21 protein-coding genes and 1 pseudogene are annotated in these 22,193 nt (G+C 52.1%); 6 read left to right on the forward strand and 16 right to left on the reverse strand.

What is annotated here, in order from left to right:
* Window positions 1–34: 34 nt before the first annotated feature.
* The 8 genes and pseudogenes from BQ5383_RS06130 to BQ5383_RS06165 form a co-directional block, all read right to left on the reverse strand.
* On the reverse strand, window positions 35–1,753 hold the full coding sequence (locus BQ5383_RS06130) for an ABC transporter ATP-binding protein (RefSeq protein WP_071430348.1): 1,719 nt from the start codon (window positions 1,751–1,753) through the stop codon (window positions 35–37).
* The gene (locus BQ5383_RS06135) at window positions 1,747–3,522 is read right to left on the reverse strand and encodes an ABC transporter ATP-binding protein (RefSeq protein ID WP_083389861.1); all 1,776 of its coding nucleotides are present in this window, start codon (window positions 3,520–3,522) and stop codon (window positions 1,747–1,749) included. Before BQ5383_RS06135 ends, BQ5383_RS06130 begins: the two co-directional genes overlap by 7 nt.
* 131 nt (window positions 3,523–3,653) lie before the next feature.
* Window positions 3,654–4,274 (reverse strand): TetR/AcrR family transcriptional regulator, encoded by a 621-nt coding sequence (locus BQ5383_RS06140; RefSeq protein WP_071430352.1) that lies wholly within the window; start codon window positions 4,272–4,274, stop codon window positions 3,654–3,656.
* Between the two features lie 237 nt (window positions 4,275–4,511).
* The gene (locus tag BQ5383_RS06145) at window positions 4,512–4,865 is read right to left on the reverse strand and encodes a TnpV protein (protein WP_071430354.1); all 354 of its coding nucleotides are present in this window, start codon (window positions 4,863–4,865) and stop codon (window positions 4,512–4,514) included.
* Window positions 4,866–4,891: 26 nt separating this feature from the next.
* Window positions 4,892–6,772 (reverse strand): recombinase family protein, encoded by a 1,881-nt coding sequence (locus tag BQ5383_RS06150; RefSeq protein WP_071430355.1) that lies wholly within the window; start codon window positions 6,770–6,772, stop codon window positions 4,892–4,894.
* A gap of 91 nt (window positions 6,773–6,863) precedes the next feature.
* Window positions 6,864–7,817, reverse strand: a pseudogene (locus BQ5383_RS06155) (type IV secretory system conjugative DNA transfer family protein); the annotation flags it as partial.
* Window positions 7,814–8,296 carry a PcfB family protein gene (locus tag BQ5383_RS06160; protein ID WP_071430357.1) on the reverse strand — a complete coding sequence of 161 codons (483 nt, stop codon included), beginning with the start codon at window positions 8,294–8,296 and terminating at the stop codon, window positions 7,814–7,816. The pseudogene BQ5383_RS06155 and the gene BQ5383_RS06160, both read right to left, overlap by 4 nt.
* Window positions 8,297–8,301: 5 nt before the next feature.
* Entirely contained in the window at window positions 8,302–9,201 is a 900-nt protein-coding gene (locus BQ5383_RS06165; RefSeq protein ID WP_071430359.1) for a DUF6017 domain-containing protein, read from the reverse strand.
* Between the two features lie 672 nt (window positions 9,202–9,873).
* Between BQ5383_RS06165 and BQ5383_RS06170 the strand changes: the two genes are divergently transcribed.
* Window positions 9,874–10,566 carry an MgtC/SapB family protein gene (locus BQ5383_RS06170; protein ID WP_071430361.1) on the forward strand — a complete coding sequence of 231 codons (693 nt, stop codon included), beginning with the start codon at window positions 9,874–9,876 and terminating at the stop codon, window positions 10,564–10,566.
* 130 nt (window positions 10,567–10,696) lie between these two features.
* Here the strand turns inward: BQ5383_RS06170 and BQ5383_RS06175 are convergent, their stop codons facing one another.
* The 8 genes from BQ5383_RS06175 to BQ5383_RS06210 form a co-directional block, all read right to left on the reverse strand.
* Window positions 10,697–12,457 (reverse strand): Na/Pi cotransporter family protein, encoded by a 1,761-nt coding sequence (locus BQ5383_RS06175; RefSeq protein WP_076944456.1) that lies wholly within the window; start codon window positions 12,455–12,457, stop codon window positions 10,697–10,699.
* 659 nt (window positions 12,458–13,116) lie between these two features.
* Window positions 13,117–13,554 (reverse strand): hypothetical protein, encoded by a 438-nt coding sequence (locus BQ5383_RS06180; protein ID WP_071430363.1) that lies wholly within the window; start codon window positions 13,552–13,554, stop codon window positions 13,117–13,119.
* 12 nt (window positions 13,555–13,566) lie between these two features.
* The gene (locus BQ5383_RS06185; RefSeq protein ID WP_071430365.1) at window positions 13,567–13,908 is read right to left on the reverse strand and encodes a phenylpyruvate tautomerase MIF-related protein; all 342 of its coding nucleotides are present in this window, start codon (window positions 13,906–13,908) and stop codon (window positions 13,567–13,569) included.
* A gap of 29 nt (window positions 13,909–13,937) precedes the next feature.
* Window positions 13,938–15,068, reverse strand: a complete 1,131-nt coding sequence (locus tag BQ5383_RS06190; RefSeq protein WP_071430367.1) for a hypothetical protein — start codon at window positions 15,066–15,068, stop codon at window positions 13,938–13,940.
* A 42-nt stretch (window positions 15,069–15,110) separates the two neighbouring features.
* A complete protein-coding gene (argS, locus tag BQ5383_RS06195) occupies window positions 15,111–16,802 on the reverse strand; it encodes an arginine--tRNA ligase (RefSeq protein ID WP_071430369.1) in 1,692 nt (563 codons plus the stop codon).
* 185 nt (window positions 16,803–16,987) lie between these two features.
* Window positions 16,988–17,431, reverse strand: coding sequence for a YwiB family protein (locus BQ5383_RS06200; RefSeq protein WP_071430371.1), 444 nt, complete (start codon window positions 17,429–17,431; stop codon window positions 16,988–16,990).
* A gap of 52 nt (window positions 17,432–17,483) precedes the next feature.
* Entirely contained in the window at window positions 17,484–18,326 is an 843-nt protein-coding gene (gene murI / locus BQ5383_RS06205) for a glutamate racemase (RefSeq protein WP_071430373.1), read from the reverse strand.
* 31 nt (window positions 18,327–18,357) lie between these two features.
* Window positions 18,358–19,440 carry a D-alanine--D-alanine ligase family protein gene (locus BQ5383_RS06210; RefSeq protein ID WP_071430375.1) on the reverse strand — a complete coding sequence of 361 codons (1,083 nt, stop codon included), beginning with the start codon at window positions 19,438–19,440 and terminating at the stop codon, window positions 18,358–18,360.
* Between the two features lie 398 nt (window positions 19,441–19,838).
* Here BQ5383_RS06210 and rpmG point away from each other — a divergent pair, with 398 nt between their 5' ends.
* From rpmG to rplA, 5 genes are all read left to right on the forward strand, one after another.
* Window positions 19,839–19,988, forward strand: a complete 150-nt coding sequence (gene rpmG / locus BQ5383_RS06220) for a 50S ribosomal protein L33 (protein WP_071430379.1) — start codon at window positions 19,839–19,841, stop codon at window positions 19,986–19,988.
* A 13-nt stretch (window positions 19,989–20,001) separates the two neighbouring features.
* Complete coding sequence (secE, locus tag BQ5383_RS06225; protein ID WP_071430381.1) at window positions 20,002–20,217, forward strand: preprotein translocase subunit SecE; 216 nt, start codon at window positions 20,002–20,004, stop codon at window positions 20,215–20,217.
* A 45-nt stretch (window positions 20,218–20,262) separates the two neighbouring features.
* Window positions 20,263–20,784 (forward strand): transcription termination/antitermination protein NusG, encoded by a 522-nt coding sequence (gene nusG, locus BQ5383_RS06230; RefSeq protein ID WP_071430383.1) that lies wholly within the window; start codon window positions 20,263–20,265, stop codon window positions 20,782–20,784.
* A 158-nt stretch (window positions 20,785–20,942) separates the two neighbouring features.
* Window positions 20,943–21,368 carry a 50S ribosomal protein L11 gene (rplK, locus tag BQ5383_RS06235; protein ID WP_071430385.1) on the forward strand — a complete coding sequence of 142 codons (426 nt, stop codon included), beginning with the start codon at window positions 20,943–20,945 and terminating at the stop codon, window positions 21,366–21,368.
* 63 nt (window positions 21,369–21,431) lie between these two features.
* A complete protein-coding gene (gene rplA, locus BQ5383_RS06240; protein ID WP_071430387.1) occupies window positions 21,432–22,145 on the forward strand; it encodes a 50S ribosomal protein L1 in 714 nt (237 codons plus the stop codon).
* The last annotated feature ends 48 nt before the right edge of the window (window positions 22,146–22,193 follow it).

The raw sequence follows: 22,193 nt of genomic DNA on the forward strand, positions 1-22,193 counted from the left end.
TTGTCCTTTCCAAGTATAAATATTGGTTTTACTGCTAAATCTGCCAACCAACAGATTGTGTACGGATTGTTAGAAAGTTCTTGTAAACTCCTTCCTGTGCTATCAGTTCTTTATGAGTGCCTTGCTGTACAATTTCACCATCACTCAATACAATAATCTGATCCGCTTTCCGAACCGTTGTCATACGGTGGGCAATACTGATCAATGTTTTACCCTTTGTCAATTCTTCAATCGCCTTTAACAATTCATGTTCGTTTTCTGGATCGACACTCGAAGTTGCTTCATCCAGAATAATTACGGGGGCATCCTTTAGAATCGCTCTTGCTATAGAAATACGCTGTCTTTCACCGCCTGAGAGAGTAGAACCTCCTTCTCCGATGATAGTATCAAAGCCATCCGGCAACTTCATAATAAAATCATAACAGCAGGCTTTCTTTGCAGCAATTTTCACTTCTTCTCGTGTTGCATCCGGTTTACCAAATTTGATATTATTTGCAATCGTATCGTGGAAAAGATAAACATTTTGAAATACCATGCTGATGTTAGAGAGCAGATCGTCACAGGCATATTCTTTCACATTATGCCCTCCAAACAACACTTCTCCAGAATCCACATCCCAAAACCGGGTAATCAAATTGCATAAGGTTGTCTTTCCAGAACCAGAGTAACCAACAATAGCGGTAGAAGTTCCTTGAGGAATTTTTAGGCTAACCTTTTTAATGATTGGGCGGCTATCATATCCAAAAGATACATTTTTCAATTCTATATCACAATTCGCAGGTTCAATCTTTTTCGCGCCCTCGTCCATGACAGGAATGTTCATAACCTTCTCCATTCGGTTTAGTGAACTGTCAAGAACACGCAACAAAAATGCTCCATTCCCCATCGTTTCCATTTGCCCGTAAATCATAAACGATGATACCAAAAACATTACTCCTATAGGAAATGTTAGCTGCCCGATCAGCATAAGCCACGCTGAATAACCAATAATCAGCCCACTGAACACCTCAAGAATTCCCTTATAGAGATTAACAACAGACATTACCTGTTTTTCCATCGTAATATTTGCATTTTTTGTTTCTTCTAATACCTGATGTATTTCATCATCCGGCTGGCGTCCAAAGGAACGTATTACGGAAATACCTCTAATGTATTCAAGCACTTTTGTGACCATTATTTCGCGAGATGCTTCCCGTCGAGGAGCCTGTTTTGTCGTCCGGATCTTTATCAGTTTGAGTGTAACAGATGATAAAAGCAAGCCAATCAGTGAGAGTAATGCAACTTTCCAGTTGAAAAACAAGAGGACAATCATCACACACACTGCCTGAATAATGCCGCCTACCATATTCTCCACAGCAACCATTGAGAAATTTTCCAGTTCTGTTGTAGCGGAACTTAATGCTGTGTTAATCATACCTAAGTTCTGTTCGGAGAAAAAGCCCATAGGCGCTCGTTTCATTCTATCACCTATTTCCATACGTTTTTCACAAAAAACGTTGTATCCATTTGCGCTCATATAGATACTGATAAGATACTTCATAATGCATTTTCCAACAATACTGACCAAAAGAATCCAAATACTGTTTCGTATGTGATCATTCGTAAGCTCCCGGATATTTAACAGAATATTTAAAATTGCAAAGATCGAGCAAGCTGTACAAACAGAATAAATCAAGCTACACACGATACCGGCAATCAGCCGAGATTTATAAGAGCCGCATAAGTCTAAAATACGCTTGATAGTTTTTAGCATGATTCCACCTCCTGTTCCAACACAGATCCATCCATTGCCGTAATATGATCTCTCCACATACGGTTATACAACGAACAATTCTTCAGTAACTCTTCCTGTTTGCCCTCGGCAACAATTTCTCCACTGTCCATAACCACAATTTTATCCGCATTTTTAATCGTAGACAGACGATGTGCAATAACAATTAACGTTTTTCCCGCAATCAATTTATTGATTGCAGACTGGACAATAGACTCACTTTCTGGATCTGCAAATGCTGTGGCCTCATCAAGAATAATCACATCTGATTTTTTCAACATTGTTCTTGCGATAGTAATCCTCTGCCTTTCACCTCCAGACAGTTTGCTACCCGCATCTCCTGCTTTTGTGTCGTACCCGTATTCCAGCTTCTGTATAAATTCATGACAGTTTGCTGCCTTTGCTGCGGCTATAACTTCTTCGTCGGATGCGTCTTTTCTGCCCAAACGAATGTTTTCCATAATGGAAATATCAAAAAGAAAATTGTCTTGTGCCACATAACCAACATGTTCCATCAACTGCGGAAACGGAATATCCTTTATGTTTTGACCGCCTAAAAGAACATTTCCCGAAGTAGCCTCCCAAAATCCTGCCATCAATTTTGCAATCGTAGACTTTCCGCTTCCAGAAGGGCCAACGATGGCCGTTACTCCATGCGGAATAGTTTTTAAATTGATATGATGAAGGACTTCTGTATCCTTATAGGCAAAGGATACATCCTGAAATTCAAATTCTGAATCAGAAAGAATAACGGGTGCGGAAGGTCTATCCATTTCTTTTTGCCCTAAAAATGCGTCTACCTGCTCCACACTTTGATATATAACCGCAAAATCATCTACAAACTGTGTTGCCGCCATAATCGGCCCGGCAATTCCCATAGAAAGGATAATACAGGTAATAAACGTTGAGAAATCCAACATACCAGTTCTAAACCAATATGCCCCCAATGGTAGAGAAAATAATAATGTAGAAGAAATAACTGTATATCCAATCGAAGAAAACAGCCAGCATCCTTTCCACCAATCTAAAGTCGAATCCCGAAAGAATTTTACAGCATCCGTAAACTTTCCATAAGAAGATGCAGACTGGTTAAAAGCTTTAATCACCTCGATACCATTCACATACTCCACAATCGCATTGTTCATTTCATTTCCTGCTCTGATGTACCGTTCGGACTTTTCTTTATACCCAATCATCTGTCCCATAAGAATTACAAATCCAATCGGAACTGTTGCTAAAGTGGCCAGTGCCATCCTCCAGTCCATGGCAAATAGCATAACCAAAATAGCAATCGGGGCAAAAATATTAGAAATCATCTCCGGCAGAATATGGGCAAGTGGCTTTTCCAATTTATCAACGGTATTAACCACAAGTGATTTCAACGTGCCCGTAGGAGTATCTATCATAACTCCCATAGGCACACGTTCCATCTTTCTTGTGAGCTTTTCACGAATATTTTTTAGTACAGTAAATGCAGCCTCATGAGATTTCATAGATGACCATGTGGTGAGAGTCATTTTTAGCAACAAACCAAGAACAGCGAGTGTTGACCACCCAACAACCGCTTTCATCGTTTGTTCTTCATAAAAGAAATCTGCTGTTAATCTTGCCACACAGAAATAGGGAATCATTCCGCATAAAATCCCTATGACTGCCAGAAACACGGAAGCTGCCATTTTCCCATAACAATCTTGGGCAAATACAATCAATTTTCCTACTGTTCCAGTCTGAATTTTGGGCTTTTCATTCATTTTCATTCCTCCTTGAACAACACGATGAGTTAGATGTAGCTAACTTCATATTAAAAAACAAGATACGCTTTAAAAACAAAGTATGCTTACTTTGTCAGCTTTTATTATAAAAGTTTGGCCCTTGATTATTCTCAAAGGCCAAGAACCTTCTGCCAGCCGGCATTAAAAAACTCTACCATTGTATGAACATACGCCAGTGTATCTTCTCTTCCATAATTATGCATGACAGATTCAAAGACACAGGAAAGAAATGCATGAGACAACATATGAAATTCATTCTCACACAGATCCTTTACAATAATTCCTCGTTCGTGCATGACATCCAGCATTTTAAGGGTATTCTGCACCTCCATAGTGACAACGTCATTAACAAAAGAGCTATACTTCGTTCCATCTGCACATTCTAACAGCAATTTGAAACTGTCAAAATTCTGATAAATAAAGTCTACCAGATTCTGTAATGTATCATTGCTGATTTTCCAAAGTTCTTTAATACATTCTGTCTCAATAGAATCAAAACAAAGTTCTTTTGATGCATCATACATTTTATAAAGACCATCAATTGCAGGTTGCACCAAATATCCAAAGAGTTCTTCCTTGCTTGCAAAATGTCGATAAAACGAACCAGTGGTAATTCCCGCTTCTTTACATAGTTCTCGGAGATTCGTTCTTTCATATCCATTTTGCATAAATAATCGTTTTCCACTTTTAATAACATTTTCATGTGTAGTCTCATATGTTCCATATCCCATTTTCCCACCCCTTAGTGAACAAAGAAAGCTAACTTAGTTATAAGCATACACTCATTCCTGTTTATTGTCAAGTCTTGTAGTATTAACTTTACGCATTTGATGCCTACAAATTTTTGAATTTTAAGTTTTCTTCCGCATAGTGTGTTTGCCATGGAAAAGTTAATCATATGAAAAATTCACAAAGCGTCAAATATAGTGCGCTAACGTCCACTATATTTGACGTTTCGGATAAATTATCTAATTGCAAATCAATTCATCGTTCACTATTTCCTCCGCCTGCGCTTTCAGCGTGTTCATCAGCCCTACCCAGCGCATGGGGTCGCGGGCTTTCAGTTCCTCAGTGACGCCCGCCGCCTCCATCATACAGGGCAGCATGGTCTCCATCTGTTCCCGCGCCGCCCGGTCAATCTCCAACAGGTGCGGGTACAGCTTTTCATTCAAAATCAAGCTGCTGTAAAGACCGGGCCGGTGTTCCTTCAGGTAGCGTTGCCGCATACGGCCATACTTGCCGATGGCGGCCTCCGGCTGCTCGGAAAGTTTCAGGTCGGGGATGTAGTAATCCCCGCAGCGGGTGTAAGTCAATTCGCTCATGTTCATTCTCCTTTGCACTGTGATGGTTAAACTGCGGCGCTGGCCGGTAAGGTGGCCTTGCGCGGCTCCTGCCTGGGTAACTGGCTGACGGTGTTAAAAATGCCCTTCTCCATATCCTCGGCCCGGATCGCGGCCTTTGCTGCCTCCATTTTCGCCTTGCGCTTGGCGTTGTAGCGTTCTTCCCATTCCTTCTGCTTGCCATTAGCCTTACGGCGCAAGTAGTTCTGGTGAAGCCTGTCCTTGCGTTCCTCCTTCTTCCGCAGTTCTTCCTGTTCCTCCGGGGTCAGGGGAACCGGCTGCAAGGCAGGAGGGATATAGCGGCCCACAAAGTTGAAGTAGATTTCAACCTCCTGTGTGGTATCCTGGCTGCCTTTGCGGGCGCGTTCATGGACAAGGATTTTCTCTACAAACTCGTTGAGCATGGTGTTTGTCAGCGTGTCGAAGTTCTCGTACTTGTCAATCAGGGCAATAAACTTCTCCGCAGATTTCCGGCTCTGCTCATAGCCGGTAACGGCCTTTTCCAATTCCACGATTTCCGCATTGAGGGTGTCCTGCTCTTTGGCGTACTGTGCGTCCAGGGCCTCATACCGGGCGTCCGGCAGCTTACCCAGGGCGTTGTCCTCATAGATTTTGCAAATCAGCTTTTCCAGTTCCCCGGCCCGCTTTTGGGCGGCGGCCAGCCGTTTCCGCTTCTTGGATATGTCGGCGGTCTGCTGGGCTACCTGCGTTTCCTGGACGGTGCGGATAAACTCGGCCCGGTCATTCCTGGAATACTCCGCGATGGCCCTGAGCATATCGGCAATCAGGGTCAGAACAGCTTCGGCCTTGATACGGTGCTGTGTAGGGCAAAGGGAGCCGATAGGATACTTCCCATACTGGCCGCAAGTGTACTGCGGGACGCGCTTGCCGTTGTATGTGCGGTGAACATACATCTTGCCGCCGCAATCGGCGCAGTACATCAGGCCGGTCAGGGGATGGGCCTCCCCAAAGCCGTCCGGGTAGCGTCTGGCGTTTCCCCGGATACGCTGCACATTGTCAAAGGTTTCCTGGTCGATAATGGCCTCATGGGTGTTCTCAAAAATCGTCCATTCGCTTTCGTCAACATAGTGACTTTTCTTGTCCTTAAAGTGCTTGCGGGTTTTGAAATTGACCGTATGGCCTAAATACTCCTGTTTTTTCAGGATTTCAACAACGGTAGAGGCACTCCAACGATAAATATCCGCAAAGGCCTTATTCTTGTTCACTCCCTCGCCATAGCGGGCAAGGTGAACGGCTGGCATTTCAATTTTTTCTTCTGACAACTTGGTTGCGATCTGATAGGGGCCGTAGCCCTCCATCGCAAGCGCGAAAATATGGCGTACCACAGCGGCGGCTTCTTCATCCACAAGCCAGTGTTCCCGCTTTTCGTCCCACAGATAGCCGTAGATAACGGTGCCGGTCAGGTGCTTGCCGCTCATGCCTTTGGACTTAAATACAGAGCGGATTTTCCGGCTGGTGTCGCGGGCGTAAAACTCATTCATGATATTGCGGAAGGGCGTAAAATCATCATCGCCTTTCAGACTGTCCACACCGTCATTGATGGCGATCAGCCGGACACCGCGCTGCCGCAAAATCTCCATGACCTGACCGACTTTCAGATAGTCGCGTCCCAGGCGGCTCATGTCCTTGATGACGATGGCCTCCACCCGTCCGGCCTCGACTTCCTCCATCATCGCCAGAAAGCCGGGACGGTCAAAGCGGGTTCCCGATACGCCGTCATCGGTGAAGTGGGTAGGGTTCGGCAGTCCATTCCGGCGGGCAAACTCCTCTAACATCTGCTTTTGATGGCTTATGGAGTTGCTCTCGCCCTGTAACTCATCATCGCGGCTCAAACGCTCATACAGTGGGGTGATTTTCTCGTTTCTCATGGCTGTACCTCCTGAAATGAAAATGCTCTAAGTGACTGCTTCACTAACCATGACAAAAACCATGATTAAGAAGTCACTTAGAGCATACATCTCCCGCCGCCATCTTGAATTTGCGGTACTGCTTCACAGCAAAGTGGTCCGGGTGCTCCTTTTCCAGCTTGGCGAACAGAATGTCCACCGGGCTTTGGAACTCCTCGTCGTCCTCCCGCGCCTCACTGGCGTTGATGAGGTCCAGCAGGGTGATAAAGTTGCGCTCCTCCGGCTCCGCCTCGTACCAGATGTACCCGATGAGGGCGGAATAGTACAGCCGCTCGGCCTTCACCCAGAAATCTTCACTGGACTTTTCGCCCTCGCCTTTGGTGTTGAGGATCAGGGCATTCACCAGCTTCAAAATATCCTTCTCCGAGCGGATGTACGCCAGAGGGTTATACCGCATGGACTTCTTGAAGTTGATGAGGTTCAGGCTTTTGATGCGGTATCCCTTGCGCTCCAGCAGGGCTCCTACCTCGTTCAGGATGGTGCCTTTCGGGTCAGTGACCACATAGGAGGAATGGCACTGGAGCAGGTTGGGCTTGACAAAGAACCTTGTCTTTCCGCTGCCGGAACCGCCAATGACCAAAATGTTTTTATTCCTGGCATACTTGGGCTCCTTGGGGCGGCTCGACATGGTGATCCGTTCCGTCTGAGTGAGGAGGACGTTCTGGAAGAAGTCCGGGTCTGCGTAGGGAGCGATGTCGGCCGGGGTGCCCCAGCGGGCGCTCCCGTACTCGATCCCCCGGCGGTATTTCTTCGCGTTCTTGCCTTTGGAGTAGACCGCCAGCCGGATCAGCACCGCGCCGGCGGCGCCCATGCACAGGTCCAGCAGATGGAAGCTGGGCGCCAGGCTGGCAAAGGCCGCCGAAAAGCCCTGCCCGATGTGGAGCAGCTTCTCCGAGGCGTCCGCCCCAGGCGCCAGCCGTATCCCCTGGCAGAGCTTGTCAAAGAGATACACGAAGATGAGATACGGGAGGTTGAGGATGATCTGCTTTTTCAGCTTGTCGGTCATCGCGCCACCTCCCGGTCCTTGGTCTTGACCTTCTCCCGTTCCCGGTGTTTGGTCTTTGACTGTTCCTGAGCCTGGGCCAGCCTCTCCCGGATGGTGGGGCGATTCTCCCGGCCCAGGGTCATGGCGGTGAACTCCTTGAAGGCCGGCTGGAGCTGGTCCTTGTCCTTCGCCTTGAAGAACACATAGTAGTGCGGCGGGTCGGTTGTGGGGTCTTTTTTCAGGGCATAGTCGATGTCATACTTTTTCGCCACCGCCGAAAACGCCTTGATGTTCTGCTCCGTGATCTCGATGTTGGTCAGGGAGGCACCATGCTGTTTGAGCTGGTGCAGGGTCTGTTTTCCCTGGTGTAAGCTGCGCTGGGAGGGCTTTTTCTGCATCTCCTCCAGCACCTTCTTCACGGCCTTTTGGAGCAGGTCCGCGGTCATCTTGCCCGCCTCCACCGAGAGGGAGACCACGCCCTGGGTGATTTCTTCCTGCACTCACATCACCTCCGATCTCCGCCGCCGTACATATCGTGGCTCACCAGGGAAGTGTAGTAGCTGTCGATGGTGGCCGGGGCGTTATACAAAGCGGCCAGCAGGTATTTCTTGATATTGCGGACATAGGTGGTGTTCTCCCGCATCCGGTCCAGCACATACTCGATGTGGGAACTGTTCAGTTTCAGGAACCGGGACTTGACCACCTCCGCCGGGTAGTCGTCCCCGGCGATACGGATCATCTCCCGGTTGGAGCACACCGTGTCCACCATGAGCTCCACCAGCTCGTCCAGGCGGTCACGGTCAAGGCGGTGGTTCTGGATGAGGCAGTCATACTCGATGTTCTCCAAAATCAATTCCCGATAGCTTTCCCGTTCCCGCATCCGGTCCCGTCCTTTCCGGTCCGAGCCCCTGGGGGTTTGGGGGATTGATTGGACAGGATTTGATCCTTCCGTACTTGATAGATCTTTTTTTGATTTTTCTTTACTTGATCTATTAGTATTTAATTGTGCGGGGTTTCCCTGTTCAGGTTCTTCCAAGACAGGGGAAGCCTGTTCAGGATTATCCAAGACTGGATTTTCCCGTTCAGGTTTTTGCGGTTTTGGTTCCGGCGGTCTGGGCTGCTCCAGGATGGTGTACTCGATGGCGCCGAGCTGGCCGTTGGGGTTGCGGACCCGCTGGCGGATCACATAGCCGTGTTCCTCCAGCTCCCGCACCCCGGCGCAGATACTGTCAACGCCATCCTTGCAGATCCGGGCCAGCCCCTTGGTGGTATAGTCCCACTCCTCCGGCAGGGAGAGCATGAGGGAGAGAAGGCCCTTCGCTTTCAACGAGAGCGACTTGTCCCGCAGGTGATGGTTGGACATCACCGTGTAATCGCGGGTTTTCTCAATGCGGAATACCGCCATGTTGGATACCTCCTTCCTTCGGTTTTGAAAAGTGTTCGTTTCGGCGGGTTTGCGCCCCTGTATCGCCGCCCGGCCTCCCATGAGGGAAAGAATATGGGCGGCTTCATTTGCGCCGCCCACAGGCGAAAAAACAGGGGATTTCCCACCCGTTTTTATACAGTTTTGCGTGCCCCCGGCAGGGCATAAAAAAACGCCACAGGTTTGTGTTACCCATGGCGTTGCCCCGGCAGATGGCCGGTCTGTATTCAGTTATATGGTCACGGGGCGGAGGCCCCGATTGACGGGTACTGTACCCGTATCTTGGCATTTCGTGGTCTTTCAGCGTGTCAAGGCTCACTCAACAGTAGTAAAATCGTAGTAAATGAGATGGTTTTGACCTGTCTGAAATGCCCGTGGATACAGTGTTTTCAAGGGATAATCAGATTTTGGCTTGATTTTTCAGAGAAAAATCCTGCTTTCAGCAAACAGACTAAATCATGTTTTGAAGCCGCTCCTGTTTTCAGAGGCATTTTTCTCCATGTCCCTCTTTTTGTACCTTTGGCTGCTGCGGGTATCGTTGACAATTAGAACAAAATGTGGTTTAATGGACAAATGGTATAGATTCATTTTTTATGATTTTTCTTTTTTGTTGAAATATACAGTTTCCCCTTGGGGAGAAGGAGAGGAACTTTTATGTCGGGGATTTTCTCGCTGGACCTTGTCAGCATCAATACTGTCTCCATTCTGGCCCGTTTGGGATTGTCTGTCATCTGCGGCGGCATTATTGGCCTGGAACGGGGTAAAAAGGGACGTCCCGCCGGCTTCAGAACCCATATTCTGGTTTGTATGGGTTCTGCCTTGGCCATCATGACCAATCAGTATATTGTGGAAACCTTCGGCGTTTCTGACCCCGCCCGTCTGGGTGCTCAGGTCATCAGCGGCATCGGCTTTCTGGGCGCTGGTACCATCATTGTCACCGGCCGTCACCAGGTAAAGGGACTTACCACCGCCGCCGGTCTGTGGGCTTGTGCCTGCATGGGGCTGGCTATTGGCATCGGCTTTTATGAAGCGGCCATCGCTGCCTGTGCCTGCATCTTTTTTGTTTCCACGCTGCTGCATCGGTTCGACCATTATGTGCTGTCCCGCTCCAAGGTAATGGATCTGTATGTGGAATTCGGCTCCATCAGCGATATCAGTTCCTTTATGGCCCGGATGAAGGTCCAGGGCATCAGCATTGTGGAACTGGAAATGACCAAAGTCAACAGCACCAGCGACGCGGAAGTGGCTGCGATCATGACCATCAAGAGTGAAGAAGCAAAAGATCACGCTGATGTGATGGGGCTCATCAGCCAGATGCCCGGCGTCAAGTTTGTGGAAGGCTTGTAACTGCCATCTGTCCTTCCCCATCGTCAACAGCCAAAACATAAAACGCGGCACAGTCTCCGCCAATGTGAGACTATGCCGCTTTTTTAATTCGGGTAAAGGCTGCACAATGCCCATTTCCGGCAAAGGCTCTTTATTCTCCCAGATACTTTTGCTGATATTCCTTATAATAAGCCTCATAGGCGGCAGAACTGCCCCGATGAAGAGCGTGAAGATATGCATGGGTATCGAAATCCTGATGGTCTTCCTGAACGGTGATGAGGAAAACCGCGATGTTGGAACAATGGTCGGCAATCCGCTCCAGATTGGACAGCGCCTCAACAAAGGAAAAGGCGGTATCGATAGAACATTGCCCATCCCGCAGGCGGGTGACATGGGACGCTTTCAGCTGCTCCTCCAAAATGTCGATCACCTGCTCCAACGGCTCTACCCGATGAGCCAGAGGCAGATTTCCGCCGCAGTAAGCTGACAGGGTGTTGCGGAGGATCTCCTCCACAGCGGCAGTAATGAGCATCAGCTCCCGATGGGCTTCCTCGGAAAAATCGCTGTTGCGGTTCTGGATGGCTTCCATGATATTTTCGCACTGGTCACCGATACGCTCCAGTTCACCGATCATATGAAGCAGCTCATTGACTTCATTATTGTTCTTTTCCGACAAGGCATGGTGGGAAATTTTGATGGCATATCCCTCGATTTTATCCTGAAGGGAGTCCAGCATGGTCTCGTTGCGCTGAAGTTTCTCAGCACTTTTGGCATCATAGCCTTCCAGCAGCATTTTTTTGGCCAGGAAGAAATTTTCCAGCGCCAGATCAGCCATATGGAATACCGCTTCCCTGCCATGCTGGATCGCCAGACCGGGAGAAACCAGCAGCCGTTCGTCCAAGCCTTCCAGCGTGTCCGCCATTTGATTTTCTTCCTCGGACGCGGGAATGATGGTATAGGCCAATTTTTCCAGGGCACCGGCAAAGGGCATCAGCAGCAAGGTAACTGAAACGTTGAAAATGGTGTGGAAGTTTGCGATACCGCCTTTGGTGATGGGGTCATTCCAGAAAGGAAATCCCACCAATCCCTGTATGGCGTACAATCCGGTGAGGAACACCACTGTGCCAACGATATTAAAGGACAGATGGATCAGTGCTGACCGCTTGGCAGAACGGGACGCACCGATGGAGGCCAGAATGGGGGTAATACAGGTACCGATGTTCTGGCCCAAAATGACCGGGAACGCCGCGGCACAGGTGATGCTCCCCGTAGAGGAAAGGGCCTGCAAGATACCCACTGAAGCGGAAGAGGACTGGATGATGGCTGTGACCACCGCGCCTGCCAATACGCCCAGCAGAGGATTGGACATGGTTTGGAAGAGCTGCGCGAAAGCAGGGGAGGAGCTGAGGGGCTCCACAGCAGATTCCATTTGGAACATACCGGTAAACAACACGCCGAATCCCAGAAGCATCTGGCCTACATTCTTGATCCGGTCACTTCTGCCCGCCATGTAGCAAACAATACCCACAAGGGCCATCAGCGGCGCCAAAGTGGTGGGTTTGATCAGTTCCAGCCAGAAATTATCGGAAGAAATATCGGTCAAACGCAGGATATGGGCGGTAATGGTGGTACCGATATTGGCGCCCATAATGACGCCGATGGCTTGGCGCAGACGAAGAATACGGGCATTGACCAAGCCCACCACAACCACGGTGGTAGCGGAAGAGGATTGGATCGCGCCGGTCACCAAGGCACCCAGCAGAACCGCCTTGGGCAAGCTGTCGGTGAGCCGCTCCAGAATACTCTCCAGCCGTCCTTCCGACGCCTTTTCCAGGCTGCCGCTGAGGACGGACATTCCATACAAAAATAAAGCCAGGCCTCCCAAAAGACCTACCACGTTGAAAAAAGCCAAGGTGAAAACCTCCTGTTAGTTCTTTCTCTACACTGCTCTTGTATCCTAACAACAGTTTTTGCCATGGGGATCATTTTATGTTATGCCTCTGCTTTTCTCTGCTCAGGAGAGAAAAAAGGCTGATTTTACATGAATTTTACATTAAAATACGCCCTAAAAACCGTCATATTACCTATATTTTTCAATTCTATTATAACAACAGGGTCGTCTCAGGGGAAGCTGGCACAATAGCGAAATATGATTAAAAATTTAATGGATTTTGTTGCAATAGTAGAAAAGAAAGAAAATCTGTCCTTTTTTGGCAGCCGTTTCATCTGTTTCCAGGTCAAGAGGGACGGAAGGCAGTACCTGTTTTAAGCAGATCTTTTCCTATAGAAAAAATTTCCCGACGAACTTGGGCCGACGCAAACGCCGTACCAGGATCGTCAGGAAACCTCAACTGTATCTTTTTATTCTGTTGGATTTCAAAGGGTTATAAGCCTTCCGAAAGTCTGGGTCTTCCGGCACCTTCTGCCGCCGCAGCATCAGCTGCCCCCTTCATTGCTTTTCCAAATGGCCAAAGGCAATGCTATTTTCCAAAACAGCACCCCTGTGCTTCAAAGGTCGCAGCTGAAAAATATTGCCGCCTGCTTTAAAGGGTCTTATACCCCCATCAGGCTTTATTTTTGTCCGTTTTTGGCCCATTTGCGCCACAGCAGGAGCAGGCCGCTGTACCCATTGTTTTTGTCCCGCCGCAGGTCCTGTACCATCTTCCAGGGGGCGTCACTGCCGTCAAAATAGAGAATCGTACCATCTTCACTGCATCCGGTCAGCTCCTTGGGAGCCTCTTCCACAGCGGAAATCACTTCGCCTTTTCCAGCTTCCCAAAGCATTTTCCCCTGAGGGTCCATATTCCGGCACCAGGCTTCCCCGGACAAACCGGCCGCCTCCCCATAACACCAGCGCTCAAAGTGGATACGGCCATCCAGATAGAATACCAGGCAATCCCGGAATCTGGCAGCGGGCTGCTGGAGCTGGTACCGCCGCCCCGCACAGCCGCTTTTGCGCAGCTTTCCCTGGCGGATGAGGCCGATCAGGTTTTGGCATTGTTCCGTCATGGCCGCTCCTCCTTAAAAATTGCTGCCGCTCCAGCCCCACAGGCCGGTACCCAGGTAGCGGACATAAATTCGGTCCATGGGAATTTCCAGCGTTTCTGCCACTGTTTTGGTGAGGGCGGCGGTCAGTTTGCCGCAGGGGCCTTCCGACGGCTGGCCGAACAGGTCCACCGCCACCATAGCGCAGGGGGCGCTGCTGCCCTGGAAATACATCCGGCAGTCCCCTTCCATCTGACACATGAGCCACTGTTCGCTCTTCCCCGGCAGCAGGGAGATATCCCGTCCAAAGGCAGCTTTCAAAGCTTGTTCCTGGCTGTCAGAAATCCCTTTGTTGGTTTTCAGCTGAATATAAGGCACAGACGCTTCCTCCTCACTTTTTGCAGTATTTACAGCACCACCGCGCCGTAACGATCCGCCAATTCCTCCAGCACCTCCGGCTCCAGTCCGGAACGGCTGTCCACAATAGCCCGGCCATTGTAATAAAACAGCGCCGCCTCCAGCGCCTCTTCCCCTTCCGCCAGAAAAGCCACCGGCAGCTGGTCTATATGACCATTGTTCAGGGAGATGGCATAGGCGTCATCAGCGGTATCCAGCTGGATGCAAAGCACATCGCAGCCGCTCCGCTCCGCCTCCAGAACATCGTCGGTCATATCCAGGCGGCATTCCACCGGCTCGCTGAACTCCAGGTTTTCATCCAGATAATACACCTGGGTTTCATTGGCGGCCCAGATGTTGTCCGGCTCCAGCTCGCTTTCCTCCTCCTGATCTGCCAGACGGGCTTCCCGCAGGGCCCCCGCGGCATAAACCAGCTGTTCCTCCTTCGCTCCCCGGATACCCATCATCCCCACGCCCAAAGCAGAAAGCTGGCGGGCCCGCTGGGCAAAAAGGATATTGGTATCCTCCGCCGACAGATTGCCGGTAAGGTTCCGGGTGACAGACAAAACAGGGATCCTTCTGTGGGGGCGGATGGTTTCCAGCGCTTCCAGCTGAGCGCCGGTAAAGCTGGTGGAATAGCCGAAGGCGGCGATTCCCAGTTCCTGAAGCACCGCGAAAGCGGAAAGAAGATCAGTCTGGCCCAGCAGCACTTCCCCTTCTCCCAGGGGTTCCATGGACACCAGCACGGGCAATCCCGACGCGCGGCAGCCCAGCACGCCCGCCCGGGCCTGCAAAAGACTTCTGGCACAATAAACCATCACCCAATTGGCTCCGGCGGCAGCACAGGCGGCGGCCAATTCATGGAAATGAGCCACCCCCGCGGCAAAAGGGATCTCTCCGTAGGGCTCCAGGATCAAATCTCCCGCATAGATCGCGGCACAAATCAGCGCTTCCCCGCCGGTTTCCTCCTTTGCCTGCTCCATCAGACGGCGGCAGCAGGCGGTCCCTTCCGGCCCCGGCAGGATATCCTCCGGCAGCGGCACCACCGCTACCGGCTGGGCCCCCGCTCCGGCAATCTCCCGGCAGTAGGGCAGCTGGTCTTCATACAATAAAATACACGGTCGCTGAGGTACAGATTCCATAGACGATGTCAGACGCTCCTTTTTTCATCCAAAGGCGGGAGGTCACATAACCTCCGGCGCGGTAATCTTGAGCAGGGAAAGGGTGTTGCGCAGCACAATGCGGGCGGCATCGCACAGGCACAGACGGGCCTTGAGGATCTGCTCCTCCTCCCCTTTGACCCGGCAGGCAGTATAGAACTTGTGGAACAAGGTTGCTACATCGGTGCAGTAGCTGCTGAGCTTGGCGGGATCGTAGTGCTTGGCCACACCCACAATCTCCTGGGGCAGCTGTCCCAGACGGCGGATCAGCTCCCGCTCCTCGGGGGCGGTAAGGATCGCCAGAGCCTCCTCGCTCAGCTGGCCGGGTTGATAGCCCTCAGCCGCCAGATTTTTCAGCAGGCTGCAGATTCTGGCATGGGCGTACTGCACATAGAAGACAGGGTTCTGGGCGCTCTGCTCCACCGCCAGATCCAGATCAAAGTCCAGTGTGGAACCAGGTTCCCGCATAATGAAGAAGAACCGGGCGGCATCCAGCGGCACCTCGTCCAGCAGGTCGGAGAGGGTGACGGCATTGCCGGAGCGCTTGCTCATGCGATAGGGCTCGCCGTTTTTCATCAGCCGCACCAGCTGCATCAGTACGATATCCAGCTTGTCCCCTTGGAGGCCCAAAGCATCCATCGCTCCCTTGAGGCGGGCCACATGGCCGTGGTGGTCGGCGCCCCAGACATTGATGACCCGATCAAAGCCTCTGACGGCAAACTTATTATAATGATAGGCGATATCCGCGGCGAAATAGGTGGAAATACCGTTGGCCCGCACCAGCACATCATCCTTTTCCGCGCCGAAAGCGGTGGCCTTATACCAGATGGCCCCATCCTTCTCATAGGTGTAGCCCCGGTCGGTGAGCATCCGGATGACATCCTCCACCGCCTGGGGATGGAGGGTGCTTTCATGGAACCAGACGTCGTAGTTGATGCGGTACCGTCCCAGGTCCTCATGGAGCTTCTGGATGTTTTTGGGCAAAGCAAACGCTACCAGTGCGTCCTTGCGCTCCCTGGAATCGGCATTAACATACTTGTCTCCATAGATGGCGGCAAAGGCCTTGGCGTGTTCAATGATATCCGCTCCATGGTAGGCGTTCTCCGGCAGCTCCAGAGCGTCCTCACCCTGGTACAGCTGGAGATAGCGCACCTCCAGGGAGACGGCAAATTTCTCGATCTGATTGCCGGCGTCGTTGACATAGAACTCCCGGGTAACATCATAACCCGCCCAGTCCATGGCCTCTGCCAGACAGTCGCCGATGGCGCCGCCCCGGGCGTTGCCCATGTGCATGGGACCGGTGGGGTTGGCGGAAACATACTCCACCATCACCTTTTCCCCGTTGCCGAAGGTGCTGCGGCCATAGTCATCTCCTTTTTCCCGTACCTCGGAAAGGATACGTCCAAACCACTGGGGCTTCATAAAGAAGTTGATAAAACCAGGACCGGCCACTTCCACCCGCTCCACATCGGTACCCTCGGTGTTCATAGCGGATACCAGCGCCGCGGCAATCTTTGCAGGAGCCGAACGCATGGTGCGGGCGTTGACCATAGCGGCATTGGTGGCGAAATCTCCCTTGGTGGTATCACCGGGGACCTCCACAATAAATTCAGCGGGGGGGCAATCGGGCAGGCTTCCGTCCTTTGCCGCCTGAGCAAAGGCATCCAGCAGCATCTGGCGCAGCTTACTTTCGGTCTGTTGGGTTACACTGATCATGATGTTTCAAAACTCCTTATATCTGATACTTCTGTATGTTTTTATTTTCCATGAAAGGACGTTACCAAAATGGAACGAGGAAACTGCCGCTTTTGGGGGCAAATCCATCCTTCTCTCCACAGTTGGCGTGGAGAAGAGCTGGGATGGTTCCTCTTTCCAGCTCTTTCCTTTATTCTGGACAAAATTCAGTTGACTTTGGCGTCGTTGGCAGGAGAAACGATGATATCCACCTGATTCTCACTGGTCAGGGCAGTGTTCAGATCCAGGGAATAGCGGAAAAAAATATTTCCTCCCTCATCGGTCAGGGTGCTTCGGATCTCATCTCCCGACACGCCAATGGTCATGCTGCCGTAACCGGTCTCATAATTACATTGGTGGCGGCGGCCCTTCTCCACAATCAGCTGGGATTCCACCGAGCCATGGCGGCTCATGGTCACCCGCTGCTGGGTGGGATCAAAACGCAGCGTGGTCCTGGCCCCCTGAAAGCCGGTGGCCTCGCTCTCCTCATACATAATATAATAACTCTTGTTCCGGCGGCAAAACTGACCTGTGGTGATCAGCTCCACCACATCCCGATCTCCCTGGGCGATCTGGGTGCCGGTGATTTTGATGACAACATCCTTTTTCATCTGTTTCCTTTCCGGCCTTCCGGGCCTTGATGGATTCTCATGGTGTGTCTGTTCAGATCCCGGCGGTCAGCCGCAGGCTCTCCAAAACATCCGGCTCCACATGGGAAACATGGCCCTCCATGGTTTCCCCCAAAAAAATCCTTGCCAATCGGGAAAAGCCCTCGGCAGAATCGGACACCATGCAGTCACAGCTCCCCTGCTGTCCAGTGGGAGCCAGCAGCTCCTTTTCCCGCAGCAGCGCTGCCACCGCTTCCGCCGCTTCCCTTCCGGAATCGATGAGGGTCACTTCATCCCCCATGTAAGCGGAGATGGCGGGGGCCAATAACGGATAATGGGTACAGCCCAGAATCAGCGTATCCACCTGCTCCTGGCGGAAATGGGAAAGATACAGCTCCATGGCGTCCTCCACCAGAGGGTCCCCCGGCTGATAATGTCCTTCCTCCACCAGCGGCACAAAGAGGGGGCAGGGGGCCGCCAGCAAAAAGGCTCCGGGGAGCTTCTGCTGCAGCAGCCGCTGGAACTTTCCGCTGCTGATGGTGGCCCGTGTGGCGATGACGCCGATGCGTCCCCGTCTGGTGGCACGGCAGGCGGCCTCCACAGCGGGGGCCACCACCTCCAGATAAGGACAGGGACAGGCTTCCTCCAGCAGCTCACCGGCCACAGAGCTGACGGTCCCGCAGGCGGAAAGAATCACCTTCACCTGATGATCCAGCAGCAGCCGCGCTCCCTGAGCGGCATAGCGGGTGATGGTTTCCCGGCCCCGGCTGCCGTAAGGCACCCGTCCGGTATCGCCAAAGTAAACAATTTTTTCCTCCGGAAGGATACGGCGCAGCTGCCGCACCGCGGTCAGTCCTCCCAGACCGGAGTCGAATACTCCAATGGGGCGAGAGTCCATTACATGGCTCCTTTTCTTGATATAATAGTAGTTACCCCTCCAGCGCCAGACGGATCAGACGGTCCAGCAAAGCGCCATAGGTAAATCCGGAGGCCATCATCAGCTTGGGATACATACTGATATTGGTAAAACCGGGCATGGTGTTGATTTCATTGAGGATCACCGATTTTCCGTCACGGAGGGCAAAGAAGTCCACACGGGCCAGCCCCTGGCATCCCAGCGCCTTATAGGCCTCCACAGCGTACCGACGGATGGTCTGGGTCTGCTCCTGTCCAAGGCGGGCGGGAATATACAGATCGGTGGAGCCGTCCAGATACTTGCCCTCATAATCGTACAGCGCCCGCACCGGCACAATTTCCCCGATGACGTCGGAGGCGGCGGGAGAACTGTTGCCGATCACGGCGCACTCCACCTCCGCTCCCTCAATGGCCTGCTCCACGATGACCTTGTCATCCTGGGCAAAGGCGGTTTCCAAAGCGGCCTTGAGGGAGGCAAGATCATCCGCCCGGCTCACCCCCACGGAGGAACCGGCATTGGCGGGCTTGACAAAGGCGGGGTAGCCAAAGCTTTCCAGAATCTGCTTTTCCACCTGCTCCGGCCGGGAGAGATCCACCTGGGTCAGGGTGATCCATCTGGCATTGGGGATGCCTGCGGCGGTAAAGAGGCGTTTGGCGGTATCCTTATCCATGCAGTTGGCGCTGGCCATCACGCCGCAGCCCACATAGGGGATGCCCGCCAGCTCCAAAAGTCCCTGGATGGTGCCGTCCTCACCGTTGCGGCCATGGAGGACCGGAAAGACCACATCCACCGGAAGCTTTTCCCAGCCGTCTCCCTTCAGCATCAGCAGTCCGTGATGTTCCCGGTCGGGAGAAAGGACGCAGGGGGTCAGATATTCCGGCAACCGCTCCCAGTCACCGGGGCTGATGGCCTCAACAGGACCGGTATACAGCATCCAGCGGCCCTGTTTGGTGATACCTACCATTCGTACCTGATAGTGCTCCCGATCCAGGTTCTGCAGCACCGAGGTAACCGACAGCCGGGAGACTTCATGCTCCGAGGAAACGCCGCCGAAGATCACAGCGACGGTGATTTTGCGCTTTGTCAGCTTTGTCATGGGCAAAAGACCTCTTTAATTCAAAGGTTTTGTCTGCCGCGCCGCTCTGAGATCAAAAAATCGCCGCGGCGGTACACATTAATATATGATAGCACAAACAGCGTATATGCGCAACGGATAAAAGCTCTTTCCACCCCCTGTTCGAAGGGCGAAAAAGAGCATGGAAACAGGGCTTTTCTTGTTCAAAAGGACGGTCCCGCCGCAGGTTGGAAGCGGCAGCTTGTTCAAAAGGGAAAAAAGGCCGCAAATCCTTCCGCCGCCTTGACTTTTCCCCGGAAGATATGCTATAGTAGGAATACCTCTCAGGAGGGTTCTTTTTTTGTGCGCTTTTTTGCGCATAAACCCCTCCGCCAAGAACAGAGGGAGGCAAAAAAATCCGCAAATCAGGAGGTGCCGAAATGAGAGTAAAGGTTACTTTGGCTTGCACGGAGTGCAAACAGCGCAACTACAACACGATGAAGAACAAGAAGAACGATCCGGACAGACTGGAAATGAACAAGTACTGCCGCTTCTGCCGCAAGCACACCCTTCATCGGGAAACCAAGTAAGGAGGTCGTGAAAATGGCAGGTGAACAGACCAAAAAGCCCGGCATTTTCGCTCGGATCTCCCGTTCCTTCAAGGACATGAAGGGTGAGATGAAGAAGGTCGTATGGCCCAGCAAAAAGCAGATCATCAACAACACCCTGGTGGTACTGGGCTTTGTGATTGTGGCCGGCATTTTTGTCTGGGGACTGGATTCTCTGCTGTCCCTGCTGGTCAGCGGCCTGTTCCAGTAACACCGGAATATCACCCCCTGGCCGGGGGCAAGGGAGGGAAAACCAGTGCCGGAAGAAGCAAAATGGTATGTGGTCCATACCTATTCTGGATATGAGAACAAGGTAGCGGACAGCATCCTCAACGCGGTGGAAAACCGTCAGCTCCATCACCTCATCCGCGAGGTGAAGATCCCCACCGAAAAGGTGATCGAGATCACCAAGGACAACCAAAAAAAAGAGGTGGAGCGCAAGCTTTTCCCCAGCTACGTGCTGGTGAAAATGATCCTCACCGACGACAGCTGGTATGTGGTGCGCAACATCCGGGGCGTCACCGGCTTTGTCGGCCCTGGCTCCAAGCCTGTTCCCCTCACCGACGCGGAGGTTGCCCGGTTTGGCGTGGAGACCCGTGAAATCGAGGTCAACTATGCCGTGGGCGACAGCGTTATGGTGGACGGCGGCTATCTGGAAGGCTTTATCGGCGTCGTGGATTCCATCGACATGGACAAGCAGACCGTCTGCGTCACCGTGTCCATGATGGGCAAAGAGGTGCCGGTGGAGCTGGAGCTCAACCAGGTCAAACCGCTGTAACAACTGCCGGAAGGGTCCGGCATGGTATGCAAACTCATTCCGCCGGAGGGCGGAACAAATAGGCTGGTCCGTCGTTGAGCCGAGGATACAGTCTGTGGGAGGGACTGCCCGGAGGGACAGATCCCGCAAGAATGACCACTAATTTGGAGGTGCTTATTATGGCTCAGAAAGTAGTTGGCTTTATTAAGCTGCAGATCCCCGCTGGCAAGGCTACCCCGGCTCCCCCGGTTGGTCCTGCTCTTGGTCAGCACGGCGTCAACATCATGGCGTTCACCAAGGAGTTCAACGAGCGTACCAAGAACGATGTGGGCCTGATTATCCCTGTCGTTATCACCGTTTACGCCGACCGCTCCTTCAGCTTCATCACCAAGACTCCCCCCGCCCCCGTTCTCATCAAGAAGGCCATCGGCCTGCAGAGCGGTTCCGGCGTGCCCAACAAGACCAAGGTGGGCAAGATCACCAAGGAGCAAATCCGGAAGATCGCTGAGCAGAAGATGCCCGACCTGAATGCCGCCTCCATCGAGGCCGCCATGAGCATGGTCGCTGGTACCTGCCGCAGCATGGGCGTTGAAGTAGTAGACTGAGATTCTCCCGGTGGGAGGAAGTAAAGGTCCGTTTATTACCACTTTAGGAGGAGTTTGATCCACATGAAACACGGAAAGAAATATGTAGAAAGCCGTAAGCTGCTGGAAGGCGCCAGCTATTACGATACCGCAGAGGCCATTGAGCTCTGCACCAAGACCGGTAAGGCCAAGTTTGACGAGACTGTGGAGATCCATGTCCGTCTGGGCGTTGACTCCCGTCACGCCGATCAGCAGGTCCGTGGCGCCGTCGTGCTGCCCAACGGTACCGGCAAGAAGGTCCGGGTCCTGGTTTTCGCCAGAAACGATGCTGCCAAGGCTGCTGAGGCTGCCGGCGCTGAGTATGTTGGCGCTGAGGATTACATGGAGAAGATCCAGAAAGAGAACTGGATGGACTTCGACGTTGTTATCGCCTCTCCCGACATGATGGGTATTGTCGGTCGTCTCGGTAAGGTGCTGGGTCCCCGCGGCCTGATGCCCAACCCCAAGGCTGGTACCGTTACCCCCGACGTGGCCCGTGCTGTCACCGAGGCCAAGGCTGGTAAGATCGAGTATCGTCTGGACAAGACCAACATCATCCACTGCCCCATCGGCAAGGTTTCCTTCGGCGCTGAGAAGCTCCAGGAGAACTTTGACACCTTGATGAACGCGATCATCAAGGCAAAGCCCGCTGCTGCCAAGGGTCAGTACGTCAAGTCCTGCGTCATTGCCACTACCATGGGTCCTGGCATCCGCATCAATCCTGCCAAGTTTGCTTCTGTGGCTCCCGCCGCGAAATAAGCTTTTTATGGCTGTACGCCGCTCCGGTTGAACCGGAGCGGCTTTTTT

This window comes from Angelakisella massiliensis, assembly GCF_900104675.1.
GTDB classification, from domain to species: domain Bacteria; phylum Bacillota; class Clostridia; order Oscillospirales; family Ruminococcaceae; genus Angelakisella; species Angelakisella massiliensis.